Below are 22352 nucleotides of genomic sequence, written 5' to 3' on the forward strand. Positions count from 1 at the left end.
CTTTTGCTGTTTCATTTGATCATATACCATTATACCCGTGTAAGCCAACTCATTGTTAAGACTGTAATTAAAATACCAAAAACACTGAGGACAATACTGTAATTCGGCTTGGCATAATCGTTATTGACCGGTTTTCCGTCCAACGGTACGATGGACGCTGTCGCGTACTGCAAGGCATCCTCTTGCTGGGCGGACAATGGAGGCGTCTCCACCACATACGTTCCGTCATCGGTCTGCATCGAGGAAGAGATGACTTGAGCCTTGGATGTCTCCATCGCCATCAACTCTCCATCGATCATCAAAGCATTGGCATGCTCCGTAGAACTGGTATTCAAATAGAGCGTAAACGTAAAGACCATGAGCAAAACGGCTGCAGCGCTCGCGCCCATCCTTCTCATTCTCGCCGTTACGGTAAAGATTTTCCGACCGATCGGAATCGCCCATTTTTCCTCCGAGAGAATTCTGGCCATCACAGCGTCTACAATCGAACGGGATGGGGTCACGGAATGGTACTGCTCCATGTCCTCCTTCATCCATTCTCCGCTGTCTGTCCACAACTCATAATCCGAGCGACAGGCATAACAACTCGCCATATGATGGTCTACGCGTCTTTGTGTTACCTCGGACAACAGATTCTCGGCGTAATCAGGCAGGAGCTCCTGAACTTCTTCACATCTCATCATCGATTCATCCCTTCAGCTTCATCCAAATGAGGGTCCAGGATATAGGCTTCCAATTGTCCTTTTATACTTTGCCGAGCGCGGAACAACAGGGACTTGACCGAGCTTACGGTCAAATCGAGAATGGTAGCAATCTCGTTGTAATCCAACTGTTCGTACTCGCGCAGAATCAGGGCAGAACGCTGTTTTTCCGGCAAGCTGTTGATTGCCAGGCGGACCATCTGTTCCCTTTCATTGCGCAACAAGACTTGCTCAGGCAGACGCTCCGAAGAAGCTGTCGGCACCTGTAGCGTGTCCTCCAGATAAACATCTGAATTTCGACTTTTGCGAAGTTCGCTCAAGACGGAGTTGCGGGCAATGGTATAAAGCCAAGTGGAAAATGTAGCTTCTACATCTCGGAAAGAATGAATGCTTTTATACGCCTTGTAAAACGTCTCCTGACAGATATCCTCTGCAATGTGCTCCAGATGTGCCTGACGCAAAAGATGTGTGACAAAAGCGAGGATCTTTTTCTCATATCGACGAATCAGCTCAGCATAGCATTCCAGATTACCTTCTTTAATCTCTCGGATAAGCTGGGAATCGGTCATGTTCAGGATTACCTCCTTGCGATTCCGACTCCCCAGCGACCTTTTGCCTAATTAGACCGCCGGAGAGCTAAAAAGTTGCGCTGTTATCAGATCTTTTTTCTCGTCTGTCTACCAAAATCCTTTATGAAAATATCCCCATAAGCATCGGCTAGATGACATAGGCATAGGGCCTGGTGTCGCGAAGGCACCTGCCAAGTCCCAATACGGGGAGAAAATTCAAATCTCGATATATCCAAATACCATTCGACATAACAGATGTTGGAAGCTCGATTTCACTAAAATTGAGAATAGTGGAAGAATCCATCTTTGTCAACCAGTATTCCTTTTTCAGGAAAAGGATGTCGGCATCTGCCCCTGGAGCAAGCGATCCTTTGCGCGGATACAAACCGAAAGCCTTGGCGACATTTCTCGACGCCAGTCGTACCAGAAGAGACAAAAGCTCCTCCTCTGAGCACCACCTGCGCCGATAATCGCAGCGGATTTCCTTGATCGAGGAAGCGATCGGACATGAAGCATACCATTGACGGTGCAGAGCCCGCAGCCCACGATCCGTATGCACTGTATCAAGCCAGTACAGATGGTAGTACTTCTCGAAGTCTTCTTCCTCAAAGGGAGGAAGCATCTGCTCTACTACGATACGGATATTCCAGTAACGGGTGACTTCCATCCAGCGGCGCCGAAGCTCTTCGCGATCCGCCCTGCCAAGAGACGACCTTGGCGGCAGGTGAAGATGAAGTATCGCTCTATATGACGTAAGGATTTGCGAAATAGTTTCCCATTCCAGGGTGGAAATATCGCCCAAATGCCGCAGGTACAGTCGAATCGTCCGAAAACCTTGGCGGCACCATTCAAGAACTTCTTTTCCCGTAAAACGGGTGACTTCCAGACCGACATGCCATACGTAATCAATGGGGCTGTCGTAATGATTCGTCTTGAGATACGCTACCTGCTCGCGATTCATCCAGCGCTCAGGCAAAAGCACATCCACGAGCGTCGTACAGCCTGTCCGGATCAACGCCCTTACCTCTTGCAAGTAGTCCGCCCCCTTCAACCGCTGAAGATGCGGCGGAGCCATTGCTACAAAACCGGGCAAAAGGTACATCCCGGTTGCATCTATTTCCTTCGGACGCGACACCTGCTTTTTGGCGCGCAGCGTATCCTTGCCCCAACGCGCTATTTTTCCGTCTACAATCCAGACATCCGTCTCCATAAGCCCTTGTGCTGTCACGATCGTACCGCCGCGAATCACTGTCTCCTGCTGCAATGCTTGTCCCCTCCCCATCCCGAAACCGCACGTTATCTTATACATGCTTATGAGGGGGAAACAGGAAAAATACAAAAAAAAGACCGTCTCTTGAAAACGCATTCAATAGACGGTAGCACGATATGTGCTTTTATATTGGATAGGAGTGGAGAGAAACCATACTGTATTTTTATAATAAACGGAATGTAAGCGCTTGTCAAATCATTTTTGCTAAAATTCGGGAATAAAATCAATATAATTTTATTGGGCAATTTTTTTATTAGTACAGCCGGTCATGCAAAAAACCCACACACCATTATGTGGGTTTTTTGTCTTTCTTCTATAGACTAATCCTGCTTAGCAACTCGGAAAATCCAGGGAACGAGACGGCGATAGCTTCGTCGTTCTCGATCTGGGTCTCTCCTTGCGCAGCCAGTCCGGCAATCGCCATCGCCATGCCGATGCGGTGATCGCCCATACTGTCGATGACAGCGCCTTTCAGCTTGGAACTGCCGGTGATAACCATCCCGTCATCCGTCGGTTCTACCTGAGCTCCAAATTTGCTGAGCTGGCTTACAACGGTTGCGATGCGGTCTGTCTCTTTTACTTTCAATTCCTGCGCGTCACGAATGACCGTTTGTCCGGCCGCCTGCGTCGCCATGACCGCGATCACCGGAATCTCGTCGATCAATCGCGGAATAATGTCTCCTGCGATTTCAATGCCGTGCAGCGGCGCGTACGTCACCAGAAGATCCGCGACCGGTTCTTCATTGACTAACTTTTCGTTGAGCAGTTCAAGACCGCCGCCCATCTGGCGTACGACGTCAATGATTCCCGTGCGGCTCGGATTAATCCCTACATTTTCAATCAGCAGAGAGCTGCCTGGCACCATCATCACAGCCGCGATCAGAAAAGCGGCAGAAGAGATGTCCCCAGGAACCTGGATGTCGCGTCCTTGCAGCTCCTGTCCGCCTTTGACACGCACGGTCAAGCCGTCACGCTCGACCTGCACGCCAAACGCTTGGAGCATTCTCTCCGTATGGTCGCGCGACAGATGGGGCTCCGTCACGGAGGTTTCGCCTTGTGCCTGCAATCCTGCGAGCAAAATAGCCGATTTCACTTGCGCGCTCGCTACCGGAGATTCATAGGAGATCCCGGTTAACCCTCCCCCGCGGATGGAGAGCGGCGTGAACTCCCCCTCTTTGCGTCCGTCAATTTTGGCCCCCATCTGGCGCAGTGGTCCAATCACGCGACGCATGGGCCGTTTGGCGATCGATTCGTCTCCCTCCATGACGACGTGGAAGGGCTGGGTTGCCATAATGCCTGCCATCAGGCGAATCGTAGTGCCGGAGTTGCCGACATCCAGACGAGAGGAAGGCTCTTGCAGGCCGTACCAGCCTTTCCCTTGGACAGTGACTCGGTCTCCTGCTTGCTCGATCTCGATCCCCATTTGCTTGAAGCATTGAATCGTGCTCAAGCAATCGGCACCGGGGAGAAAGCCCTCGATGCGCGTCGTTCCCTTGGCAAGCGCTCCGAACATGACCGCGCGATGGGAAATTGATTTATCTCCTGGAACACGGATGGTTCCGCTGATTTGATTGGTTGGTTTGATGCGTAGCACACGTACACTCCCCTTCTTCATCTAGCCAGTCATGCTGTGAAGCGTCTTCGTTGTAAAGTACCTCTGCATGAAAAATTATCGTCTGTACACATTGTACTCGAAATAGCGAAGCAGCTCTTCCCCTTTTTCCATCTCGTACTGGGATTGGAACGTAATCCGCAATGCTCCGTAGATGTCCTCCCGCGTCTCCCTGATTTGCAGGTTGGTAATGTTGATTTGCTTGGCCCCGAGCAAGGTCGTAATTCGCCCGATTTCACCCGGATGGTCAGGAATGTCAATGTACAGATCGTAGAGCGGAGGCAGTGCACCCGCTTTTCTCTCGGGCAGTCCATCGCGGAAATCACGAGCAGATTGAAAAAACTGTTCAATGCCGTCGGGATTGCCTTCTTCGACCAGCTTCATCACATCCTCCAGTGCCTTGGACCAATCGCGTCCGATCTGGAGCAAATGCTCGCGATTGTGCAAGAGGATGTCCCGCCACATGCGTGGATTGCTGGATGCGATGCGGGTAATATCCCGGAATCCGCCCGCAGCAAGACGGGCATGCCAAGCATTTTCATCATCGTAGCCCGCTACTAGATTCACCAGTGCTGAAGCCAGGATATGTGGAAAATGGCTGACTGCTCCGACGACTTGGTCATGCGTGTCGGCGTCCATGCGCACGATCTTGGCACGCGTCAACTGAAGCAGCTCGCTCAAATACTCTACCTTGTCTTCAGGAGTGCCGGGCGCTGGAGTCAGCACGTAATAGGCGTTTTCAAACAAACGATCGGAGGCTGCCTCAACTCCTGATTTATGCGAGCCAGCCATCGGATGGCCGCCAATAAAGGTAACATGGTCGGGAATGACGCGAATTGCATGGTTTACAATGCCTGTTTTGATGCTGCCAGCGTCCGTGACGATCACGCCGGGCTGCAAATCCAGAGTGCGAAGCGATTCGAGAATCGCGTAAATCTGTTCCACAGGAGCTGCTAGGAAAATGACGTTTGCTTCTCTTACTGCTGTCTGCAAATCGGTCGTTCCCGCATGGATGGCTCCTGTATTCAAGGCTTTATCCAAAAAATCCTGACGAACGTCGAAGCCGACGATCCGAATATCGGGGTCTCTTTTTAAGGATAAAGCGATCGATCCGCCGATTAATCCGACGCCGATCACAGCTATGGTTGTTCTCTTCATCTCCAGTTTCGATCCTTCCTTTGCGCGTGTAGCGAAAAATGCCGGGAAAGTCCCGGCATCTCAAGCATGAATTTAGGCACCTTTTACGATCTCTTCGAGGGCGCGAAGCAATTTTTCATTCTGTTCCGCAGTCCCAATCGTGATTCGCTGATAGCCTGGATGCCCCAGTGCACTACCGGATCGAACGATAATACCATGACTCAGCAGTTTTTTAAAGACCTCATTGGAATCCTGGTTCAAGTTGACAAGAACAAAATTCGTCTGCGAAGGGTAGTATTGCAAGCCCCATTCGTCGAACCGATCCGTCAACTGTTTCATGCCTGCTCTGTTTTTCTCCCGGCAGGAAACCACGAATTCCTGGTCATGCAAGGCTGCACGGGCAGCTGCCTGTCCCAGAGTTCCCGTGTTAAACGGCTCGCGCACATGCTCGAGCGCCGATACAATTTCTTCGGAAGCGATTCCGTAACCTACGCGCATCGTCGCGAGCCCGTAGATTTTGGAAAAGGTGCGCAAGATGATCAGATTTGGGTAGTCAGCCAGCATTGGAACAGTCTGCGGATATTCCGGGTCCACCACGTACTCGTAGTAGGCTTCGTCCAGAACGACCAAGACTTCTTTCGGAACCTTTTTCAAAAAGGCTTCCAGCTCTGCTGTCGTAACAATTGTGCCGGAAGGATTGTTCGGATTGCATACCCAGACCACGCGTGTCTGCTCATTGACAGCAGCAGCCATGGCTTCCAGATCGTGCACACCGTCTTTTAACGGAACCTCGATCAGCTCCGCTCCTTCGATAATGGCATTGGAACGATATTGGGAAAAGGTAGGCTTTGCCATCACTGTATTCGTACCCTCGCTGAGGAAGGCGCGGGCGATCATGAGAAGATTTTCGTCCGAACCGTTGCCAAAGATCAGCTGCTCAGGCTTAACACCGAGGAATTCAGACAAGTCCCAACGCAATTGCAAGCTGGCGCCGTCCGGGTAAATCGCCAGGTTGTCCAGTTGTGCGACAATCGCTTCTTTGGCTTTCGGGGAACAGCCATACGGATTTTCATTGGAAGCGAGCTTGATCACTTCCGTCAAACCATACTCGCGTTTTACATCTTCAATCGGTTTCCCAGGTTGGTAGACCGGGGCATTGAGGATTCGTTGCTTGGGTTGCATGCACGTCTCACTCCTGCATTCTTTTTCACATTATTGTAGCGCACTCGTCAGCTGATGTACAAAGTTTTTTATTTTTCCGACAGCCTCTCCTGTTGTAGCAGGGTCCTTCAATTCTGATTCATACCGCTCGATTTCCCGTACAATGGCACTCCCCACGATCACCGCATCCGCATGGGGCGCAAGTGTGCGGACTTGTTCCGGGGTCGAGATGCCAAAGCCGACCGCGGTAGGCGCATTCGTGCTTTCTCTGACCCTGGCCAAAAAATCGGTCAAGTCGCTGCGCAGCTCCGAACGGGCACCTGTCACGCCTAGAGAGGACACACAGTAGAGAAAACCGGTCGCCTGCTCCCCGATCATTTGGATCCGTGCATCCGAGGTAGGAGCTACGAGGGAGATGACGTGCACTCCGTGCTTTTGTGCCGCTGCCACGGCAGGGCCGCTTTCTTCCACAGGCAGGTCGGGAATGACGACTCCATCTGCACCGCTCGCCGCGAGATCCGCGAAGAATCGCTCGATCCCGTATTGGAAGACAGGATTGACGTAGGTGAACAGGACCAGCCCCGCTTCCATGCCGCTATCCCGCAAGCGAGTGACCAGTTGCAGGGCATCTTTGATCGAGACGCCATTTTTAAGAGCTCGTTGGGAAGCGCGTTGGATCGTAGGGCCATCCGCGAGCGGGTCAGAGTAGGGAATTCCCAGCTCAAACAGGTCTGCCCCTGCCTCTGCTATGCCTTGAATCAACTGAAAAGTCGCTTCGAGAGTTGGGTCTCCCACGGTAATAAACGGTATAAAACGCTTGCGGCTGCGATCAGCAAACAGACGGTCAATGCGATTTGCTGGAGTAGTCGTCATGCTAGATTTTCCCCTTCCTGTTTCGGTGCCAAAGCATCCTGAATCGTCAAAACGTCTTTATCTCCTCTGCCCGACAGGCAAATCACCAACACTTGATCCTTGCTCATCTGCGGTGCGCGCTTCATCGCCTCGGCTACTGCGTGTGCGCTCTCCAACGCCGGAATAATTCCTTCCGTACGACATAGGAGTTGAACCGCTTCGAGTGCTTCCGCATCTGTAATCGCCGCATACGTGACCCTGCCGGTGTCCTTGAGGTACGAGTGTTCCGGTCCAATGCCCGGATAGTCCAGACCAGCAGAGATGGAGTGCGCCTCCTGCACTTGTCCGTGTTCATCCTGCAACAGGTAGGTCAAGGAGCCGTGAATCACACCGGGACGTCCCTTGGTCAAAGTAGCGGCGTGTTTGTCCGTATCGACACCCAGCCCTGCTGCCTCCACACCTCGCAAGGCGACGGACTCATCCTGGATAAAGGGATAAAACATCCCGATCGCATTGCTGCCTCCCCCGACACATGCGATCACTTCATCAGGCAGTTGACCCAGCATGTCGAGAATCTGACTGCGCGTTTCCTCCCCGATGATTTTCTGGAATTCACGCACCATGTACGGATATGGATGCGGTCCTACGACAGAGCCGATGACGTAGAAGGTTTCATCTACATGCGATACCCAGTGACGAATCGCTTCGTTCGTCGCATCCTTGAGGGTGCGAGAGCCGGATACAGCCGGAATCACTTCAGAGCCAAGCAATTTCATGCGAAAAACATTCAGAGACTGGCGGCGAATATCTTCTTCGCCCATGAACACCTGACAGGACAGTCCGAGTTTGGCTGCAACCGTAGCACTCGCTACACCATGCTGGCCCGCTCCCGTTTCCGCGATAATCGACTTTTTCCCCATGCGCTTTGCGAGCAAGCCTTGCCCAAGCGCATTGTTAAGCTTGTGGGCGCCGGTGTGGTTGAGGTCCTCGCGCTTCAGGTAGATGCGCGCCCCACCCAATTCCTCCGTCAGCCGTTCCGCATACGTAAGCGGCGTCGGTCTTCCCGCATATTCCGTTAGCAATCCATACAGCTCTTCTCGGAAGGATGGATCGCGCCGCGCTTCCTCAAAGGCTTGTTCCAACTCCATCAATGCATTCATCAGTGTCTCCGGAACGAATTTTCCCCCGTATTCCCCAAATCGTCCCTTTTCGTCCGGAACGACTCTTGCTGCTGTTGATTGTACATCAGCCATGTCCCTTCACCCTCTCCATCAATTCTCTGATTTTCTGTTCATCTTTTTCTCCGTCTGTCTCCACACCGCTGGACAGATCAATGACTGCAGGTTGGTAGCGCGCTATCAGTTCTGTCACATTCCCCGCGTGGATTCCTCCAGCGATGACCTCCTTGACCCCTCGGCAAGCTGACCGAAGTCCAGGAATTTCTCCCCAGGTAAAACGTTTGCCCGTCCCACCTGCCTGAGCAGGATCGTACGTATCGAATAAAAAGGCGTCTACTGTGGCCGCGTATGCTGCCAATCGATCCGCCATGTCTCCTTCTTTTCCAACCGCCACCGCTTTCCAGACAGGCAGGGAAAATCGCTCCTTGACCTCTTGGCAAAATGCCGGAGTCTCCTGTCCATGTAATTGAATGACCGCAAGCGGCGCTTCTGCCAGCACTTGCGTCAATTCCTCCAGCGTCGGATTGACGAACACACCAACCGCTGGCGGATGCTGGGAAACCGCCCGCAGCATCTCCCCCACTGCAGCAGCCGTTACTTGGCGCTTGCTTGGAGCAAAGACAAATCCGGCGTAATCAACTCCGCATTCAGACAGTAGCCCAAGCGTTTGTTCGTTTTTGATGCCGCATATTTTGACCAGCGTCATGTAGACACCCCCGACGATTTCTCGGCAGTCTTTCCGACGAGGTCGCAAACAGCTTTTGTCACATCAGGCTGCCTCATAAAATGCTCTCCGACCAAAACCGCCCGCGCACCGCTTCGCCGTACATTTTCCACATCCTCCGGCGCCCCGATGCCGCTTTCGCTGACCACTGTCAAGGAAGGAGGCAGCTCCTTGATCAGCTCACGCGTGACATTCAGATCAGTCTGAAATGTACGCAGATCCCGATTGTTGATGCCGAGCAGCTTGGGCGTCGTATGGCGGAAAACCATGTCGCACTCTGCCCGGTCATGCACCTCGATCAGAACATCCATGCCCAATTCTTCTGCCGTCTGGTTCAACGCTCGAAGCTGAGCTCCCTCCAATATCGCGGCAATCAGCAGGACGCAGTCCGCCCCTGCCGCTCTCGCCTCGACGACCTGAAGCTCATCAATGAGAAAATCCTTGCGCAGAAGCGGACGGTCTACCGCAGCACGAATGTCCTTCAGATAAGAGAGATGACCTTGAAAAAAGACTTCGTCGGTCAGTACCGATAAGCATTCGGCATCTGCCTTTTGATAGGCAAGGGCAATCTCTACCGGGGCAAAGTCGGCCCGAATCAATCCTTTGGAGGGGGACGCTTTTTTCACCTCAGCAATGACACTTACAGGGCGAGCGCTCATCTCCAAGGCCTTGCGAAATCCCCTGGGTGGCTGAGCCTGCTTGGCTTCTGCCAGTAATGTGCCTATTGTGTGCTCTTGTCTCAAGCGGTTAACCTCTTCTATTTTTTGCTCGACAATTTTACGAAGCATGAATCATCCCTCCTGCAATCTGGCGAATATGGTCCAACTTGCTGGCTACGTGGCCATCATCGATCAATTCCGCCGCTCGGATTACGCCCTCTTCAATCGTTCTTGCCCGGTTGGAGAGATAAAGGATCGCCCCCGCATTGAGCAATACCACGTCGCGGGCTGCGCCACGCTCTCCTGCGAATACATTGGTGATAATCTTCGCGTTCTGCGCCGCATCGCCGCCGCGAAGGGAGTCCTTTTCATGCCGATTGAGACCAAATTGCTCTGGCTCTACCTCATACGAGTGGATGTTTCCATCACGCAACTCGGTGATATAGCTTTTCCCCGTCACCGTCAATTCGTCCAATCCATCTTCGCCTGCTACGACCAAGGCCCGCTGGACGTTCAACTCACGCAGCACTTCCGCCACGATCGGCAGCAGCTTCGCGTCGTAGACTCCCATCAACTGGTGGCTGGCTCCTGCCGGATTAGTCAGGGGACCCAGCAGATTGAAGACCGTGCGTACCGCCAATTCCTTGCGCGGACCCGCCGCATGCTTCATCGCCTGGTGATAAGTCGGGGCAAACAGGAAGCAAAGGTTGGTCGCCCGCAGGCAATCAGCTGCTTCTGCAGGACTCAGGTTGACCGGGATTCCCAGCGCTTCCAGAACATCGGCGCTGCCGCTCTTGCTCGATACCGCCCGATTGCCATGCTTCGCGATTCGCACACCGTCACTGGCTGCGACGATGGCACTGGCGGTCGAGATGTTGAATGTATGGCTTCCGTCGCCACCAGTCCCGCAGGTGTCTACCAGACCCGGCATATCGAGGGGAAAGCGGATGGCCCGTGCTCGCATCGCTCGGGCAAACCCGATGATTTCTTCTACCTGCTCGCCTTTTAACCGCAGTGTGGCGAGAAAAGCTCCGATCTGCGCAGCGGTCGCCTTCCCGTCCATGATCTGTCCCATAGCTTCCTCCGCTACATGTCGGTTGAGATGTTGTCCTTGCAAAATTTGCTCCAGCGCTTTCGTCAGCATGTCAATTCCTCCTTGGGCGCAAACAACTGCTCCGCCTTTTCCAGCGCGGAAATCATTGCAGCTGCCTTATTTCGTGTCTCCTGGTACTCATGAGCCGGAACCGAGTCAGCCACAATCCCCGCACCTGCCTGGACATGGGCTTGACCATCCTGGAAAACCAGGGTGCGAATCGTGATGCAGCTATCCAGCGAACCGTCAAAGGAGATGTAGCCAATTGCGCCAGCATAGAGATGACGCGCATCTGTCTCCAGTTCGGCAATAATCTCCATCGCTCGCAGCTTTGGCGAACCTGATACAGTCCCAGCCGGAAAGGCGGACACCAGTGCGTCAAAAGGATGCATGCCTTCGCGCAATTCTCCGGTTACATGGGAAACCATGTGCATGACGTGGGAGTAATGCTCGATCACGAGCGCTTCTTCGACTTTTACACTGCCATACGTGCTGACGCGCCCCACATCGTTGCGGCCGAGATCGAGCAGCATGTAATGTTCTGCCCGTTCCTTTTCGTCCGCCAACAGGTCTGCCGCCAACGCGTCATCCTCCTGTGGCGTCGCCCCGCGCTTGCGGGTACCAGCGATCGGTCTCATCTCCACTTTCTCGTCCTCGACGCGCACGAGCAGTTCAGGGGATGTCCCTACGACTGTCTCATCGCCATATTCGAGGTAAAACATATACGGAGATGGATTCAAGGTGCGCAGGACTCGATAGACAGCAAACGGATCAACATCCGTCTTTACCGAAAAACGCTGAGAGAGTACGACTTGGAAAATATCCCCTGCCGCGATGTATTCCTTCGCCTGCACGACCATTTGCTCGTATTGCTCGCGAGTCATATTGGCTTCTACTGTCAAAGAACGAGGCTTCTCTACAGCGACCGGAATCCGCTGGTCAGATAAAGCCGGGCTGCTTACCTGATTCGCAAGCTGTTCCAGCCGTTCACATACTTGCGCGTATTTTGCGGCAATAGTCGCTGCGGTATCGCTCTCTTCCACATGCAGGTTGACAATTAACCGAATCTCCTGCTTGAGGTGGTCGAATGCGATCATTTCATCGACGAACAGAAAGCGCATGTCCGGGACCCGCAAAGCTTCTTTAGAATGAGGAGGAAGCTTTTCAAAATAATGCAGGGTATTGTAGCCGAAAAAACCGACAGCTCCGCCACTCAGGCGAGGCAAGCCTGGCAGCTTGGGACTTTTATAGCGCTCTGTCTCCGCTCGCAGGAAGTTGATTGGATTTCCTGCCAAACTGGTTGTCGAGCCATCCCGACGACGGACGCTGATTTCGTTGCCTTTTGCCTCCACGATCTGAAAGGGATTTTTTCCGATGAAGGAAAAGCGCGCCCAGCGAGCTCCGCCCTCCACACTTTCGAGCAGGAACGAATCGCGTGTCCGAATTTTTTGATACAAGCGGATCGGGGTCTCCTGGTCCGCCAGCAAGGTCATGCTTACAGGGATAAAGGAATACGACGCCGAGAGGGTTTGCACCTCGGCAAGGGAGGGAAAATACATATGCTCTCATCTCCTTTTCAGGGAGCGGAAGGAGGGAACCTCTTTCCTGCCCCGCTTCTAGAGCGAGAGGTAGGGGGAGAAAATAATAAAAAAACCCAGGAAAAGACCTGGATTGGGTGTGTGTTCATACCCAGCCTGCTCTTCTCTTCTCTCCTCAACCTAACTCATCTCTACTCTGCTCTTCTCTACTCTCAGCCGGCAAACTGCTATTCATACCGGATAAAACAACTCATCTGCCTCCCGCTCCTCTGTGAGCGGCTAAGGCTACTTAAAACTCATCTTCTGAAATAACGAGGCGCTCTCGTTTTTACTATGGTAAAAGAGAGCGCCGCACTTGTCAACTCTGTAGTGAAAAATGACCGGATACTTTTCTCCCCCGACCAGAGAGGAAATCGGGTCAAGAGCGGTTTGTCAAATCAGGACGCAGCTTGACGGCATCACGCAAAAAGACGTGCTGAATCTCCTTGGCCGATTTGTCCGTGTTCACATGCATGATCACACGCACGCACATGGGCAAGCTGCCTGGTACAGGAATCTCGCGCATGCACATCAATGGCACGTACGCCCAGTCTTCCCCTTCCAACAGACGTGCTGCCTGCGCTGGAAATACCGAGTTGACGTCCTCGGTCGTGGTGAACAGCATGCTTGCAATGTCTTCTGCAGCCAGTTCATTGCGCGCAATGATTTCCTCCAGCATAAGCTTGGTTGCCGATATGACTTCTTCTCGCGTATCCTTCTCTACAGTAATGGCTCCTCGAATTGCTCGCACTCCCATTATTTTGCCTCCGCTTCTTCTCTCATCACACTAAGGATGTCATTTTCATCAATCTCTTTGACGACTTCGACACTGCCGATGGCACGCGGCAAAATAAGCGCCAGCTTGCCTCCCACAGTCTTTTTATCGCGTTTCATCGCTTCCAGTACAGCATCCGGCGACATGCCCGCAGGCCAGGTGGTGGGCAGGTGGTAGAGGCCAAGCACTCGCGCCGTACGTGCATAGGTACCGGACTTGGCAAAGCCGATGCGTTCAGCCAGCCTCGCCGCCACACACATTCCGATGGAGATCGCTTCCCCATGGTTGAGGGTGGAATACGATGACAAGGCTTCAAAGGCATGGCCAAAGGTATGCCCCAGATTCAGCAAGGCACGCTGTCCCTGCTCCGTCTCATCCGCGGAGACGATGGCAGCCTTGACCCGGCAGCCTTGGTAGATCGCTTTTGCAATCGCATCCGCCTCCAATGCCCCCAATCGGTCTGCTTCCTGCTCCAACCAGGTCACGAAGGTTTCGTCCGCAATCAATCCATGCTTGATGACCTCGGCAAAACCCGCCGCAATTTCTCGCTTGGGCAATGTCTGCAAGGTAGCTGTATCATAAATCACCGCTTTGGGCTGATGGAAAGCACCGATCAGATTTTTGCCCAAGGGATGGTTGATCGCCACTTTTCCGCCGACGGAGCTATCATGTGCCAGAAGAGAGGTTGGCATCTGCACGAAATCAATTCCGCGCATGTAGGTCGCTGCCACAAACCCAGCCAAGTCGCCGACCACGCCTCCGCCAAGTGCCAGAATGGCAGACTTGCGGTCCAGACCTGCCTTGATTGCCTCCGTCATGACGTTTTCATAGACTGCCAGGCTTTTGGATTGTTCGCCTGGCTCGATCACTTTGGCAACAACCGAATATCCTGCCGCCTCCAGCTCCGCTTGCAACGAAGCCAGATAGCGGGGAGCTACATGCTGATCGGTAATAATCATCAGTTTGCTTTTGGACATAATCCCTACCTCTTGCAACTGATCTGAAGCACGTTGCAAGAGATGCTCCCCTATCAGTATCGGATAGGATCGTTCTCCCAACTCTACCTTCAATGTTTGCATGCTCATTAGAATTTCTCCGTGTAGGCGCGATATTGGCTCACGTTCTCCAGCATATCGTCGATGGAATCAGACGGGAACTTCTCGCACATCGCCCGCGCGATTTCCCAAGCGACGACTGCCTCGGCTACCACGCTTGCAGCAGGCACCGCACAGCTGTCCGATCGCTCGACGCTGGCAGAGAACGCTTCATGTGTATCGATATCGACGCTCATCAATGGTTTGTACAAGGTCGGGATCGGTTTCATCACCCCGCGGACGACGATCGGCATGCCAGTCGTCATGCCGCCCTCCAGCCCGCCTGCCCGATTGGATTTGCGGCTGTATCCGGACTGTTCATTCCAGGAGATCTCGTCATGCACCTGAGAGCCAGGACGTCCGGCCGCTTCAAAACCGATGCCGATCTCTACGCCTTTGAACGCCTGAATGCTCATGATCGCTTGCGCCAGACGCCCGTCCAGCTTGCGATCCCATTGCACGTGGCTTCCCAGCCCGATCGGCACGCCATCCACGATCACTTCCACGATACCGCCAAGCGAATCGCCATCTTCCTTGGCTTTGTCGATCAACGCCATCATTTTCGGCTCTGCCTCTTTATCCAAGCAACGGACCGGAGATTCCTCGGTACGCGCGATCAATTCTTCCAAGCTGACATCCTGGCGTTGTGCCACTACCTCGCCGATTTGCAGGACGTGTCCTCCGACGCGAATGCCGAACGCCGCCAGCAATTGCCGGGCCACCGCACCGACCGCCACGCGAATCGTTGTCTCACGCGCACTGGAACGTTCCAGAATATTTCGCATATCGCGCTGATGGTATTTAATCGCCCCGTTCAAATCCGCATGACCTGGCCGCGGACGCGAAACCCGACGCTTTTCCTCAGCGCCCTCAACAGGCTCGGCACTCATAATTCCTTGCCAGTGTGTCCAGTCTCTGTTTTCTACTACCAGTGTAATAGGAGCCCCGGTCGTATAGCCGTGCCGCACACCGGAGACGACCTTTACCTGGTCTTTCTCGATTTGCATCCGTCTGCCGCGACCATGTCCTTTTTGACGGCGGGCCAGTTGTTCGTTAATCGCATCTACAGAAAACGGCAAATTGCTGGGAACCCCTTCAATAATTGCCGTTAATTGAGGTCCGTGAGATTCACCTGCTGTCAAATAACGCATCCTTTGCTTCCTCCATCCTTTTGGCGCTCCTGCACACCGACACATCTCTATCATCAGGACGCCATTCTTTATCACTTTTAAGCGCTATAATATCATACCTGCCATCCTGTGAAAATATAAAAGTGGCAAACCATGCGGGATCCGCCCTCTTTTACGGAAAAACGCTCCTCCGAATAAGGAGAAGCGCAACGGTCTATCACACACTCAGAAGTGGTCCACGATCATGAATGGATTTTGACTAATCGGACGTCGGTGGTTTTCAGTTCGCATCAGATCATCTAGTTGCGTCTGCTCCGCACCGAGTATTTGCCCACATTCTTGCAGCGTAATCAGGCCCCGACGATATGCTTCGATGACTTTCTGCTTATCCATCTGCATCCTCCCATACTAGTAGGTATTCCTAGTCTTGGTAGAAACGAGCAGCCTTATACCTCTGCAGGGTTGAATCATCCCATTTTTCGATAAAAAAACGTATCTTCTGCTTCAAGCTGGTATTGATGCGGTTGAAAAATTTGCTCCGTGCTGCCGACGAACAGGACGCCGCCCGGTTTTAAGGCACGGCTGAATTTTTGATAGAGCTCATGCTTGGCTTCTTCCGTAAAATAGATCATGACATTGCGGCATATGATCAAATCAAATTGCGATTCAAAAGGATCTGCCAACAGATTGTGCTTTTTGAAAGTCACCTTATTTTTCACTTCGTCCAAAATCCGATAACTGTGCGTGTCCTTGGCAAAGTATTTCGAGACCAGGTCCGGCGGGCAGTCCTGCAGCGAACGGTCCGTGTACACTCCCTGCTTCGCTTTTGCTATCGCCCCTTCATCGATGTCTGTTGCAAGCAGAGTTGCATCAATCTTTTTGCGCAGCAGGATCAGCGACAGCGTATAGGGTTCCTCCCCTGTCGAGCAGGCGGCACTCCAGCATTTGATGCGCCCCGACTGCTTGGTCAATCTGGGCAGAATTTTGTTCTCCAGCACTTCCCATCTTCCCGGATTTCGGAAAAACTCGGATACATTGATTGTCATGCGGTCCAAAAACTCATAGAATAGCTCTTTGTCTTTCGAGATGGCCTCGAAGTATAGCGCGAACGTAGAATAACCCCGCTTGATCCGCAGGGATGTCAAACGGCGCTTCATTTGCGCTTCCTTGTAGAGGGCTAGGTCTATACCAGTCATTTTTTTTACACTTAGGATAAATTGTAGAAAGTCCTTATCTTCCATTTCAGCCACCCGCCATCCATCCTCTTTCCAATATCATTCATGCTATTCTCTAGAATATCGGCAAATCCCTATCGAGTTTGTAGCGAATTGTGACAAAAATAGAAAAAGACCCCAATATCGGGTCTTTTTCTGAATCCCAAGATTCCGGATTAGATCCAAGCTTGGATCGTTTTGTCGTATGCCAGCACTTCATCATTGGAGAACCACAGTGCGATTTCACGCTCTGCGCTTTCTGGGGAATCGGAACCATGGATGATGTTCATCCCTACAGAAGTTGCGAAATCGCCACGGATTGTACCGGAAGCTGCGTCAGCAGGGTTTGTTTTGCCCATCATGGAGCGAGCGTTGGCGATGACGTTGTTTCCTTGCCATACCATCGCGAATACAGGACCGGAAGTGATGAAGTCTACCAGTTCGCCAAAGAACGGGCGCTCTTTGTGCTCAGCGTAGTGTTTTTCAGCCAGCTCGCGGCTAACTGTCATCAGTTTTGCTCCTACCAGTTGGTATCCTTTTTTCTCGAAGCGGGATACAATCTCCCCGACCAGATTACGTTGTACACCATCAGGTTTTACCATAAGGAATGTTTTTTCCATTGTAAGTATGCCTCCATTACAGCTATGTATTGGTGAGTGTAATCACACCACCGCAAATTTTATCAAAACAGTGGGTCGCAAGCAACAGCATGACCAAGAAATTTGTTTAAAATTTACGTTCAATGATAAAGTCGGCAATTCCCAGCAGAGACGTCTTCGCCTGATTATCCGGCAAGTCAGCCAAAATTGCGCGCGCACGTGCGATGTAGCGCTCCGCCAGTCTCTGCGAAAAGCCTATTCCTTCGTCATTGCGAACCATCTGAACCGCTTCATGGACATGATCCCAGAACATCTCCTCGGCAATCCACGTCTGGAATTGCTCGCGTGAGCGCCCGTGATGTGCCGCATAGAGCGCTGGCAGGGTGATGTTGCCGTTAAGCAGATCGCTGCCAGCCGGCTTGCCAAGCTGCTTTTCCGTACCGGTAAAGTCCAGGATGTCGTCGGTAATTTGAAATGCCATCCCGACATTGTAGCCATACCAGTACATTTTGCGGACTATCTCTTCCGCAGCTCCGCTCGCTACAGCCCCCATCTGGCAACTGATCGCGATGAGGAGAGCTGTTTTGCGTTTGATCCGCCGCAGATAGGTGCGGAAATTTTGGTTCCAGTTATTCAAATCCTTCACCTGTTCGATCTCGCCCTTGCATACCTCTACCATGGCGTGCGCGAGAATTCGGTGCAATTGGGGAATCGGCAGCTGTGCCGCGATAGCCAAGGCACGCGCGAGAATATAATCCCCTGCATACATGGCGACCTTATTGTCCCATTTGGTGCGGACTGTCTCCCGTCCGCGTCTTTTGTCCGCATCATCAATCACATCGTCGTGAACCAATGTCGCCATGTGAATCAACTCTAGCGGTACCGCGACGTGCTTGAGCTTTTTTATATCGTAATTCCCCCATTTGCCGCCAAGCAGAACAAAAACCGGACGAATCCTCTTCCCTCCGGCCTTCAGCAAATGCGTAGAGGACTGGTACAGCTCCCGCACTTCGGTATCGATGGACTTTTCCAGTTCATCCTCGATGTACTGGACGTCCTTTTTCATCTTGAAGTAAATTTCGACAAGGTTCATCCGTCCCACCTATTTCATCGACGTAGTATTGATCGGTGTCGCCCGCAGAGTCCCCCACATCCGTAAAAGCGGTCTTGCTCCCGTGTAACGGGAATGCCCTGTGGCGCGTATTCCTTGATAAAGAGCTTCGGTCCCTACTCTCCCCAGCGTCGAAACAGCGCATGGGGAACGTCCAGTGCATCCAAAGCTTTGCCCACTACAAAGTTGATCAGATCATCCATCGTTTGCGGCTTCTGATAATAACCGGGCATCGCTGGCAGTATTTTTACCCCCAGTCGCGAAAGCTTGAGCATATTCTCCAGGTGAATGGCATTGAGAGGCGTCTCGCGGGGCACGAGGACAAGCCGGCGCCCTTCCTTCAACATCACATCAGCGACTCGCTCCAGTAAATTGCCAGATGCGCCTTGCGCCAATCCAGATACCGTCCCCATCGAGCAGGGAACCACGATCATCCCATCACAGCGATACGAACCGCTCGCGGCAGGACATCGAAAATCACGCAGTCCCCAGTACTGAAGCACACCGGGAAAATCCTGCTGCAGCTTTTCCTGCAGCAGGGCCTCCCGATCCTGCGTATCCCAGTCCAATTCGTCGCGAAATACCTGCCAGCCTGCTTCCGTGATCATCAGGTGCACAAGATGTCCTGCCCGAAGAAGCTCCTGAACCAGACGAACGCCATAAATGGCACCGCTTGCTCCTGTAATCCCGACTGCCCATTTTTGCTGAGTCATGTGATCACCAAATCAATCATGGTAAAAACAAACATGACGACACTCAAAATACCGTTCATATTGAAGAATGCTACGTCCACTTTGGAGAGGTCAGTCGGCTTGACCAGGCTGTGCTCATAGATCAGAATCGCCCCGGAAATCAGTACTCCAATCAGGAACCAGAACGACAGATCCGCCATGGCATAAAGAGAAACCAGCCCGATGAACGTCAAGAAATGGCAGATTCTCGCCACAAGCAGCGCGTTGGCAACCCCGAAACGGCTAGGCATCGAGTACAAGCCTTCTTTGCGGTCGAAGTCCGCATCTTGGCAAGCGTAGATAATATCAAAGCCTGCCGTCCAGAACATGACGGAAGCAAACAGCAAGAATCCTGTAATATCGACCTGACCAGTCGTAGCCACCCAACCGCCCAACGGACCGAAGCCGATCGCGATACCGAGAACAAAGTGGCAAAGCCAGGTAAACCGTTTCGTATAAGAATACAGCACGAGCACAAATACTGCCAATGGCAGCAGCTTCACTGCCAAATCGTTTAACTGGAACGCTGCGATAAACAACACCAGGAAAGAAACAACGATAAAGACAAGAACTTCTATCACAGAAATCAATCCGGCCGGAATGGCACGCGTCACCGTACGCGGATTTTTCGCATCAATGAAACGGTCAATCAACCGGTTGAGCGACATCGCTGCGCTGCGGGCCCCTACCATTGCCACTGTCACCCAAAAAATCTCCATCCAGGTGGGCCAGGTTCCCTCTACTACAATGCTGCCCAGTACCGCTCCCATAAACGCAAACGGCAAAGCAAAGATCGAGTGTTCAAATTTTATCATTTCCAATATGATTTTCAACTTGCGAAGAGCCATGCGATACACTTCCTATTCCCATTAGAAAACTTGGCTATACTGAGCCTTGGCTGAACAAAAAGCAACATCCCCTTGCATCAAGGTGATGGTTTTGTCCCCATATGCAAGGCTGCTACGCCCCCCATGAACAGCTTGATTTGTACAGGGTCGAGCCCTGCCTTTTGGAACATGCCCGCCAGTTCGCGACTGTCTGGAAAATTCGTCAACGATTGCGGCAACCAAGCATACTGTTCGTACTTGTTTACAGTCAGCTTAGCAACGAATGGCAGAATATGGTAAAAATAAAGATAGAACAATTGGCGATAAGGCTTGAAAGGAGGTTTGGAAACTTCGAGTGAGACCACTTTCCCCCCTGGCTTGACCACTCTGGTCATTTCCTTCAGCACTGTCTGTACATCAGGAACATTGCGAAGGGCAAAACCAATCGTCACATAATCAAAGGTATTATCCTCGTATGGCAAGTTCATTGCATCTGCATTGACGAGCGAAACGACCTGGTCCTGCTTCTCTTTTGCTACCTTGTAGGCACCGACATCCAGCATGTTTTGGCTAAAGTCCAAGCCCACTACCCGGCCTGACGGACCTACGGCCTCTGCCAGCGCAATGGTCCAGTCGCACGTGCCGCATGCAACATCCAAAGCTGTTTGACCAGGCTGAATATTCATTTGCTTCATGGTATAGTTTCGCCAGGCTACATGGCTGCCGAAACTGATGACGTTGTTCATTTTGTCGTAATCATCCGCAATGCTCTCGAAGACGGAGTGAACGAACTGAGCCTTATCTTTCATGTGTGTCTGCTCCAAAGCTTACAACTCCTCAATGACCCGTTTCAATCGGTTCACCCGATGTGCATAACGAGCCGTAATGGCTGCCAGCATGTTACGCGTTTCCACGGGATGGAGATTCCGGGCCATCTGTTCACACATGCCGATCATATCCAATGCTTTTGTTTCAATGCTGTACAAAACCTGTGAGATAGTCGCCCCCGGTTTTTGCAGCAGAAACCTGGAAAAGCCAAAAGGCGGTTGCTGTTGCCATTTCAAATGCTCCCACTCGCCGATGACACTCTCCACCGTAGCCGTATCCTTAAATAGGTCAATCCAGATTCGCCGTGTATCCTCACGAGTAGCGTACTCTTCCACGATCGCGACATAAAGACCTGTATCAATCATATTGCGCAATTCCCAGTACTCTTCATCGGAGGAAAGTCTGCCGTCTTTGCCTGCGATATACAGCCTCATCTTGGCTTCGTTCACGCGCTGGACAGCGCCCGACAATACTTCGACCGCCTTGATCTCTCCTGCTTCGGCCAACAATTGATAGTAACGGCTGCTGTAATAATCTCCGGCCAGCACCGTTAATTGTCGATTACGTTCTGCCGCTTCCGTCTTTTCATAGGTGTTGGTAACAAGTTCATGCATGTCCAATCCCAGTTGGACGAGCCCAGTCGCCGTGCAGAGAATCGTGGCGCGTTCCTTGTTCATGCCCTGTTCCAGAAGAAAATGAAACAACAGGGAGAGTCTGCTCTCCGAAAGTGCGGGAACATCCACGTATTTCTCTACATAGGATTGGGTGGTTCGCTTGTAGATTTGTTCGATAATGTTCCGAACTTCCTCTACAGTTGGAGTTTGTTCTCTGCTCATGCGTCCTCCTCCACTAGCTGTACACAACCTGATGTCTTTCGCTTGTTCGTACACGTCCATTTTTCAAGCTGCCCGGTCAAAAGGCCGTCCTTACCATCATATCACACTTCGTTCCTCAGGGACTAATTTCTCTCGTAAAAATAAGGGTCAATACGCACAGAATAGGTTTCTTTTACGAAACCTGCTATCTCATCCGTCCCTGTCAAATTCTTGGCGTAGCGGGAATGCGTCTGTCGATCCGATTGAATCGCAACCAGCATGCGGTTCCCTTTTAGATAATCCCGATCCTCGAGCAAGCGAAAGTAAACCTGATTCACATTCCAGGTGAACGTGAACAATTGATTCGTTACATGGTAAAAATCCTGATATACGAACGGAAGCTCCACTTGCTGCTCCGGTTTTACGACGAGATCGACGTAGATCGAGGCATGATCCCATTTGATACGCTTAATATTATAATGTGTTGTAACCGTTGTAAATAAATCGAGCGTATTTTGCTCGTCTAACCGAATCGGAGAAGAAGGCTGGAAAGTAGCCAAATCCGCCTGTTTCCACCGATCGATCGGGATCAAAGATAGTACAAAGGCAAGCAATGAAGATACAGCGATCGCCAGAAATAGTCTTCGTGGCATCCGGCATCCCTCCTCTCTTCCCATTGTACAAACAAAAAAAGC

General features: G+C 52.0%; 24 protein-coding genes. All 24 read right to left on the reverse strand.

Annotated features, from left to right (window positions below; translation table 11 throughout):
* Nucleotides 1-29: 29 nt before the first annotated feature.
* The 24 genes from T458_RS31195 to T458_RS31310 all read right to left on the reverse strand — a co-directional run bounded on the left by T458_RS31195 (nucleotide 30) and on the right by T458_RS31310 (nucleotide 22310).
* On the reverse strand, nucleotides 30-683 hold the full coding sequence (locus T458_RS31195) for a zf-HC2 domain-containing protein (RefSeq protein ID WP_051410013.1): 654 nt from the start codon (nucleotides 681-683) through the stop codon (nucleotides 30-32).
* On the reverse strand, nucleotides 680-1270 hold the full coding sequence (locus T458_RS31200; RefSeq protein ID WP_023554409.1) for an RNA polymerase sigma factor: 591 nt from the start codon (nucleotides 1268-1270) through the stop codon (nucleotides 680-682). Before T458_RS31200 ends, T458_RS31195 begins: the two co-directional genes overlap by 4 nt.
* Nucleotides 1271-1418: 148 nt before the next feature.
* The gene (locus tag T458_RS31205; protein WP_023554410.1) at nucleotides 1419-2534 is read right to left on the reverse strand and encodes an amidohydrolase family protein; all 1116 of its coding nucleotides are present in this window, start codon (nucleotides 2532-2534) and stop codon (nucleotides 1419-1421) included.
* Nucleotides 2535-2853: 319 nt separating this feature from the next.
* The gene (aroA, locus tag T458_RS31210) at nucleotides 2854-4134 is read right to left on the reverse strand and encodes a 3-phosphoshikimate 1-carboxyvinyltransferase (protein ID WP_023554411.1); all 1281 of its coding nucleotides are present in this window, start codon (nucleotides 4132-4134) and stop codon (nucleotides 2854-2856) included.
* A gap of 75 nt (nucleotides 4135-4209) precedes the next feature.
* Complete coding sequence (locus tag T458_RS31215; RefSeq protein WP_023554412.1) at nucleotides 4210-5310, reverse strand: prephenate dehydrogenase; 1101 nt, start codon at nucleotides 5308-5310, stop codon at nucleotides 4210-4212.
* A gap of 72 nt (nucleotides 5311-5382) precedes the next feature.
* The gene (hisC, locus tag T458_RS31220) at nucleotides 5383-6471 is read right to left on the reverse strand and encodes a histidinol-phosphate transaminase (RefSeq protein WP_023554413.1); all 1089 of its coding nucleotides are present in this window, start codon (nucleotides 6469-6471) and stop codon (nucleotides 5383-5385) included.
* A 30-nt stretch (nucleotides 6472-6501) separates the two neighbouring features.
* Nucleotides 6502-7323, reverse strand: a complete 822-nt coding sequence (trpA, locus tag T458_RS31225; RefSeq protein ID WP_023554414.1) for a tryptophan synthase subunit alpha — start codon at nucleotides 7321-7323, stop codon at nucleotides 6502-6504.
* Entirely contained in the window at nucleotides 7320-8555 is a 1236-nt protein-coding gene (gene trpB, locus T458_RS31230) for a tryptophan synthase subunit beta (RefSeq protein ID WP_023554415.1), read from the reverse strand. The genes trpA and trpB overlap by 4 nt, the downstream gene beginning before the upstream one ends.
* Nucleotides 8548-9186 carry a phosphoribosylanthranilate isomerase gene (locus T458_RS31235; protein WP_023554416.1) on the reverse strand — a complete coding sequence of 213 codons (639 nt, stop codon included), beginning with the start codon at nucleotides 9184-9186 and terminating at the stop codon, nucleotides 8548-8550. Before T458_RS31235 ends, trpB begins: the two co-directional genes overlap by 8 nt.
* A complete protein-coding gene (gene trpC, locus T458_RS31240; protein ID WP_023554417.1) occupies nucleotides 9183-9992 on the reverse strand; it encodes an indole-3-glycerol phosphate synthase TrpC in 810 nt (269 codons plus the stop codon). Before trpC ends, T458_RS31235 begins: the two co-directional genes overlap by 4 nt.
* Entirely contained in the window at nucleotides 9982-11007 is a 1026-nt protein-coding gene (gene trpD, locus T458_RS31245; RefSeq protein WP_023554418.1) for an anthranilate phosphoribosyltransferase, read from the reverse strand. The genes trpC and trpD overlap by 11 nt, the downstream gene beginning before the upstream one ends.
* Complete coding sequence (gene trpE, locus T458_RS31250; RefSeq protein ID WP_023554419.1) at nucleotides 11001-12515, reverse strand: anthranilate synthase component I; 1515 nt, start codon at nucleotides 12513-12515, stop codon at nucleotides 11001-11003. The genes trpD and trpE overlap by 7 nt, the downstream gene beginning before the upstream one ends.
* Before the next feature lie 397 nt (nucleotides 12516-12912).
* A complete protein-coding gene (aroH, locus tag T458_RS31260) occupies nucleotides 12913-13290 on the reverse strand; it encodes a chorismate mutase (protein ID WP_023554421.1) in 378 nt (125 codons plus the stop codon).
* Complete coding sequence (aroB, locus tag T458_RS31265; protein ID WP_023554422.1) at nucleotides 13290-14393, reverse strand: 3-dehydroquinate synthase; 1104 nt, start codon at nucleotides 14391-14393, stop codon at nucleotides 13290-13292. The genes aroH and aroB overlap by 1 nt, the downstream gene beginning before the upstream one ends.
* Entirely contained in the window at nucleotides 14393-15553 is a 1161-nt protein-coding gene (gene aroC / locus T458_RS31270) for a chorismate synthase (RefSeq protein WP_023554423.1), read from the reverse strand. Before aroC ends, aroB begins: the two co-directional genes overlap by 1 nt.
* Nucleotides 15554-15757: 204 nt before the next feature.
* The gene (locus tag T458_RS57080) at nucleotides 15758-15925 is read right to left on the reverse strand and encodes a hypothetical protein (RefSeq protein ID WP_023554424.1); all 168 of its coding nucleotides are present in this window, start codon (nucleotides 15923-15925) and stop codon (nucleotides 15758-15760) included.
* A gap of 74 nt (nucleotides 15926-15999) precedes the next feature.
* Complete coding sequence (locus T458_RS31275; protein WP_031305332.1) at nucleotides 16000-16773, reverse strand: CheR family methyltransferase; 774 nt, start codon at nucleotides 16771-16773, stop codon at nucleotides 16000-16002.
* A 149-nt stretch (nucleotides 16774-16922) separates the two neighbouring features.
* On the reverse strand, nucleotides 16923-17366 hold the full coding sequence (gene ndk, locus T458_RS31280) for a nucleoside-diphosphate kinase (RefSeq protein ID WP_023554426.1): 444 nt from the start codon (nucleotides 17364-17366) through the stop codon (nucleotides 16923-16925).
* Between the two features lie 106 nt (nucleotides 17367-17472).
* The gene (locus tag T458_RS31285) at nucleotides 17473-18438 is read right to left on the reverse strand and encodes a polyprenyl synthetase family protein (protein WP_023554427.1); all 966 of its coding nucleotides are present in this window, start codon (nucleotides 18436-18438) and stop codon (nucleotides 17473-17475) included.
* A 134-nt stretch (nucleotides 18439-18572) separates the two neighbouring features.
* The gene (locus tag T458_RS31290; protein ID WP_023554428.1) at nucleotides 18573-19169 is read right to left on the reverse strand and encodes a UbiX family flavin prenyltransferase; all 597 of its coding nucleotides are present in this window, start codon (nucleotides 19167-19169) and stop codon (nucleotides 18573-18575) included.
* Nucleotides 19166-20035, reverse strand: a complete 870-nt coding sequence (locus T458_RS31295; RefSeq protein ID WP_023554429.1) for a UbiA-like polyprenyltransferase — start codon at nucleotides 20033-20035, stop codon at nucleotides 19166-19168. Before T458_RS31295 ends, T458_RS31290 begins: the two co-directional genes overlap by 4 nt.
* A gap of 77 nt (nucleotides 20036-20112) precedes the next feature.
* On the reverse strand, nucleotides 20113-20823 hold the full coding sequence (locus tag T458_RS31300) for a demethylmenaquinone methyltransferase (RefSeq protein ID WP_031305334.1): 711 nt from the start codon (nucleotides 20821-20823) through the stop codon (nucleotides 20113-20115).
* Between the two features lie 18 nt (nucleotides 20824-20841).
* On the reverse strand, nucleotides 20842-21678 hold the full coding sequence (locus T458_RS31305; RefSeq protein WP_023554431.1) for a heptaprenyl diphosphate synthase component 1: 837 nt from the start codon (nucleotides 21676-21678) through the stop codon (nucleotides 20842-20844).
* Nucleotides 21679-21800: 122 nt separating this feature from the next.
* A complete protein-coding gene (locus T458_RS31310; RefSeq protein ID WP_023554432.1) occupies nucleotides 21801-22310 on the reverse strand; it encodes a hypothetical protein in 510 nt (169 codons plus the stop codon).
* Between the last annotated feature and the right edge of the window lie 42 nt (nucleotides 22311-22352).

It is taken from the genome of Brevibacillus panacihumi W25 (genome assembly GCF_000503775.1).
GTDB lineage: Bacteria > Bacillota > Bacilli > Brevibacillales > Brevibacillaceae > Brevibacillus > Brevibacillus panacihumi_A.

Bases quoted from the DNA above. Each gene is read 5' to 3' on its own strand.
- trpA (WP_023554414.1), bottom strand. From the start codon at position 7,323: ATGACGACTACTCCAGCAAATCGCATTGACCGTCTGTTTGCTGATCGC.
- T458_RS31310 (WP_023554432.1), bottom strand. From the start codon at position 22,310: ATGCCACGAAGACTATTTCTGGCGATCGCTGTATCTTCATTGCTTGCC.
- aroC (WP_023554423.1), bottom strand. From the start codon at position 15,553: ATGCGTTATTTGACAGCAGGTGAATCTCACGGACCTCAATTAACGGCA.
- T458_RS31275 (WP_031305332.1), bottom strand. From the start codon at position 16,773: ATGGAAGATAAGGACTTTCTACAATTTATCCTAAGTGTAAAAAAAATG.
- trpC (WP_023554417.1), bottom strand. From the start codon at position 9,992: ATGCTTCGTAAAATTGTCGAGCAAAAAATAGAAGAGGTTAACCGCTTG.
- T458_RS31290 (WP_023554428.1), bottom strand. From the start codon at position 19,169: ATGACTCAGCAAAAATGGGCAGTCGGGATTACAGGAGCAAGCGGTGCC.
- T458_RS31305 (WP_023554431.1), bottom strand. From the start codon at position 21,678: ATGAGCAGAGAACAAACTCCAACTGTAGAGGAAGTTCGGAACATTATC.
- ndk (WP_023554426.1), bottom strand. From the start codon at position 17,366: ATGGAAAAAACATTCCTTATGGTAAAACCTGATGGTGTACAACGTAAT.
- T458_RS31215 (WP_023554412.1), bottom strand. From the start codon at position 5,310: ATGAAGAGAACAACCATAGCTGTGATCGGCGTCGGATTAATCGGCGGA.
- T458_RS31195 (WP_051410013.1), bottom strand. From the start codon at position 683: ATGATGAGATGTGAAGAAGTTCAGGAGCTCCTGCCTGATTACGCCGAG.
- trpD (WP_023554418.1), bottom strand. From the start codon at position 11,007: ATGCTGACGAAAGCGCTGGAGCAAATTTTGCAAGGACAACATCTCAAC.
- T458_RS31285 (WP_023554427.1), bottom strand. From the start codon at position 18,438: ATGAACCTTGTCGAAATTTACTTCAAGATGAAAAAGGACGTCCAGTAC.
- T458_RS57080 (WP_023554424.1), bottom strand. From the start codon at position 15,925: ATGGATAAGCAGAAAGTCATCGAAGCATATCGTCGGGGCCTGATTACG.
- trpE (WP_023554419.1), bottom strand. From the start codon at position 12,515: ATGTATTTTCCCTCCCTTGCCGAGGTGCAAACCCTCTCGGCGTCGTAT.
- T458_RS31235 (WP_023554416.1), bottom strand. From the start codon at position 9,186: ATGACGCTGGTCAAAATATGCGGCATCAAAAACGAACAAACGCTTGGG.
- T458_RS31295 (WP_023554429.1), bottom strand. From the start codon at position 20,035: ATGGCTCTTCGCAAGTTGAAAATCATATTGGAAATGATAAAATTTGAA.
- aroB (WP_023554422.1), bottom strand. From the start codon at position 14,393: ATGAGCATGCAAACATTGAAGGTAGAGTTGGGAGAACGATCCTATCCG.
- T458_RS31200 (WP_023554409.1), bottom strand. From the start codon at position 1,270: ATGACCGATTCCCAGCTTATCCGAGAGATTAAAGAAGGTAATCTGGAA.
- T458_RS31300 (WP_031305334.1), bottom strand. From the start codon at position 20,823: ATGAAAGATAAGGCTCAGTTCGTTCACTCCGTCTTCGAGAGCATTGCG.
- hisC (WP_023554413.1), bottom strand. From the start codon at position 6,471: ATGCAACCCAAGCAACGAATCCTCAATGCCCCGGTCTACCAACCTGGG.
- aroH (WP_023554421.1), bottom strand. From the start codon at position 13,290: ATGGGAGTGCGAGCAATTCGAGGAGCCATTACTGTAGAGAAGGATACG.
- trpB (WP_023554415.1), bottom strand. From the start codon at position 8,555: ATGGCTGATGTACAATCAACAGCAGCAAGAGTCGTTCCGGACGAAAAG.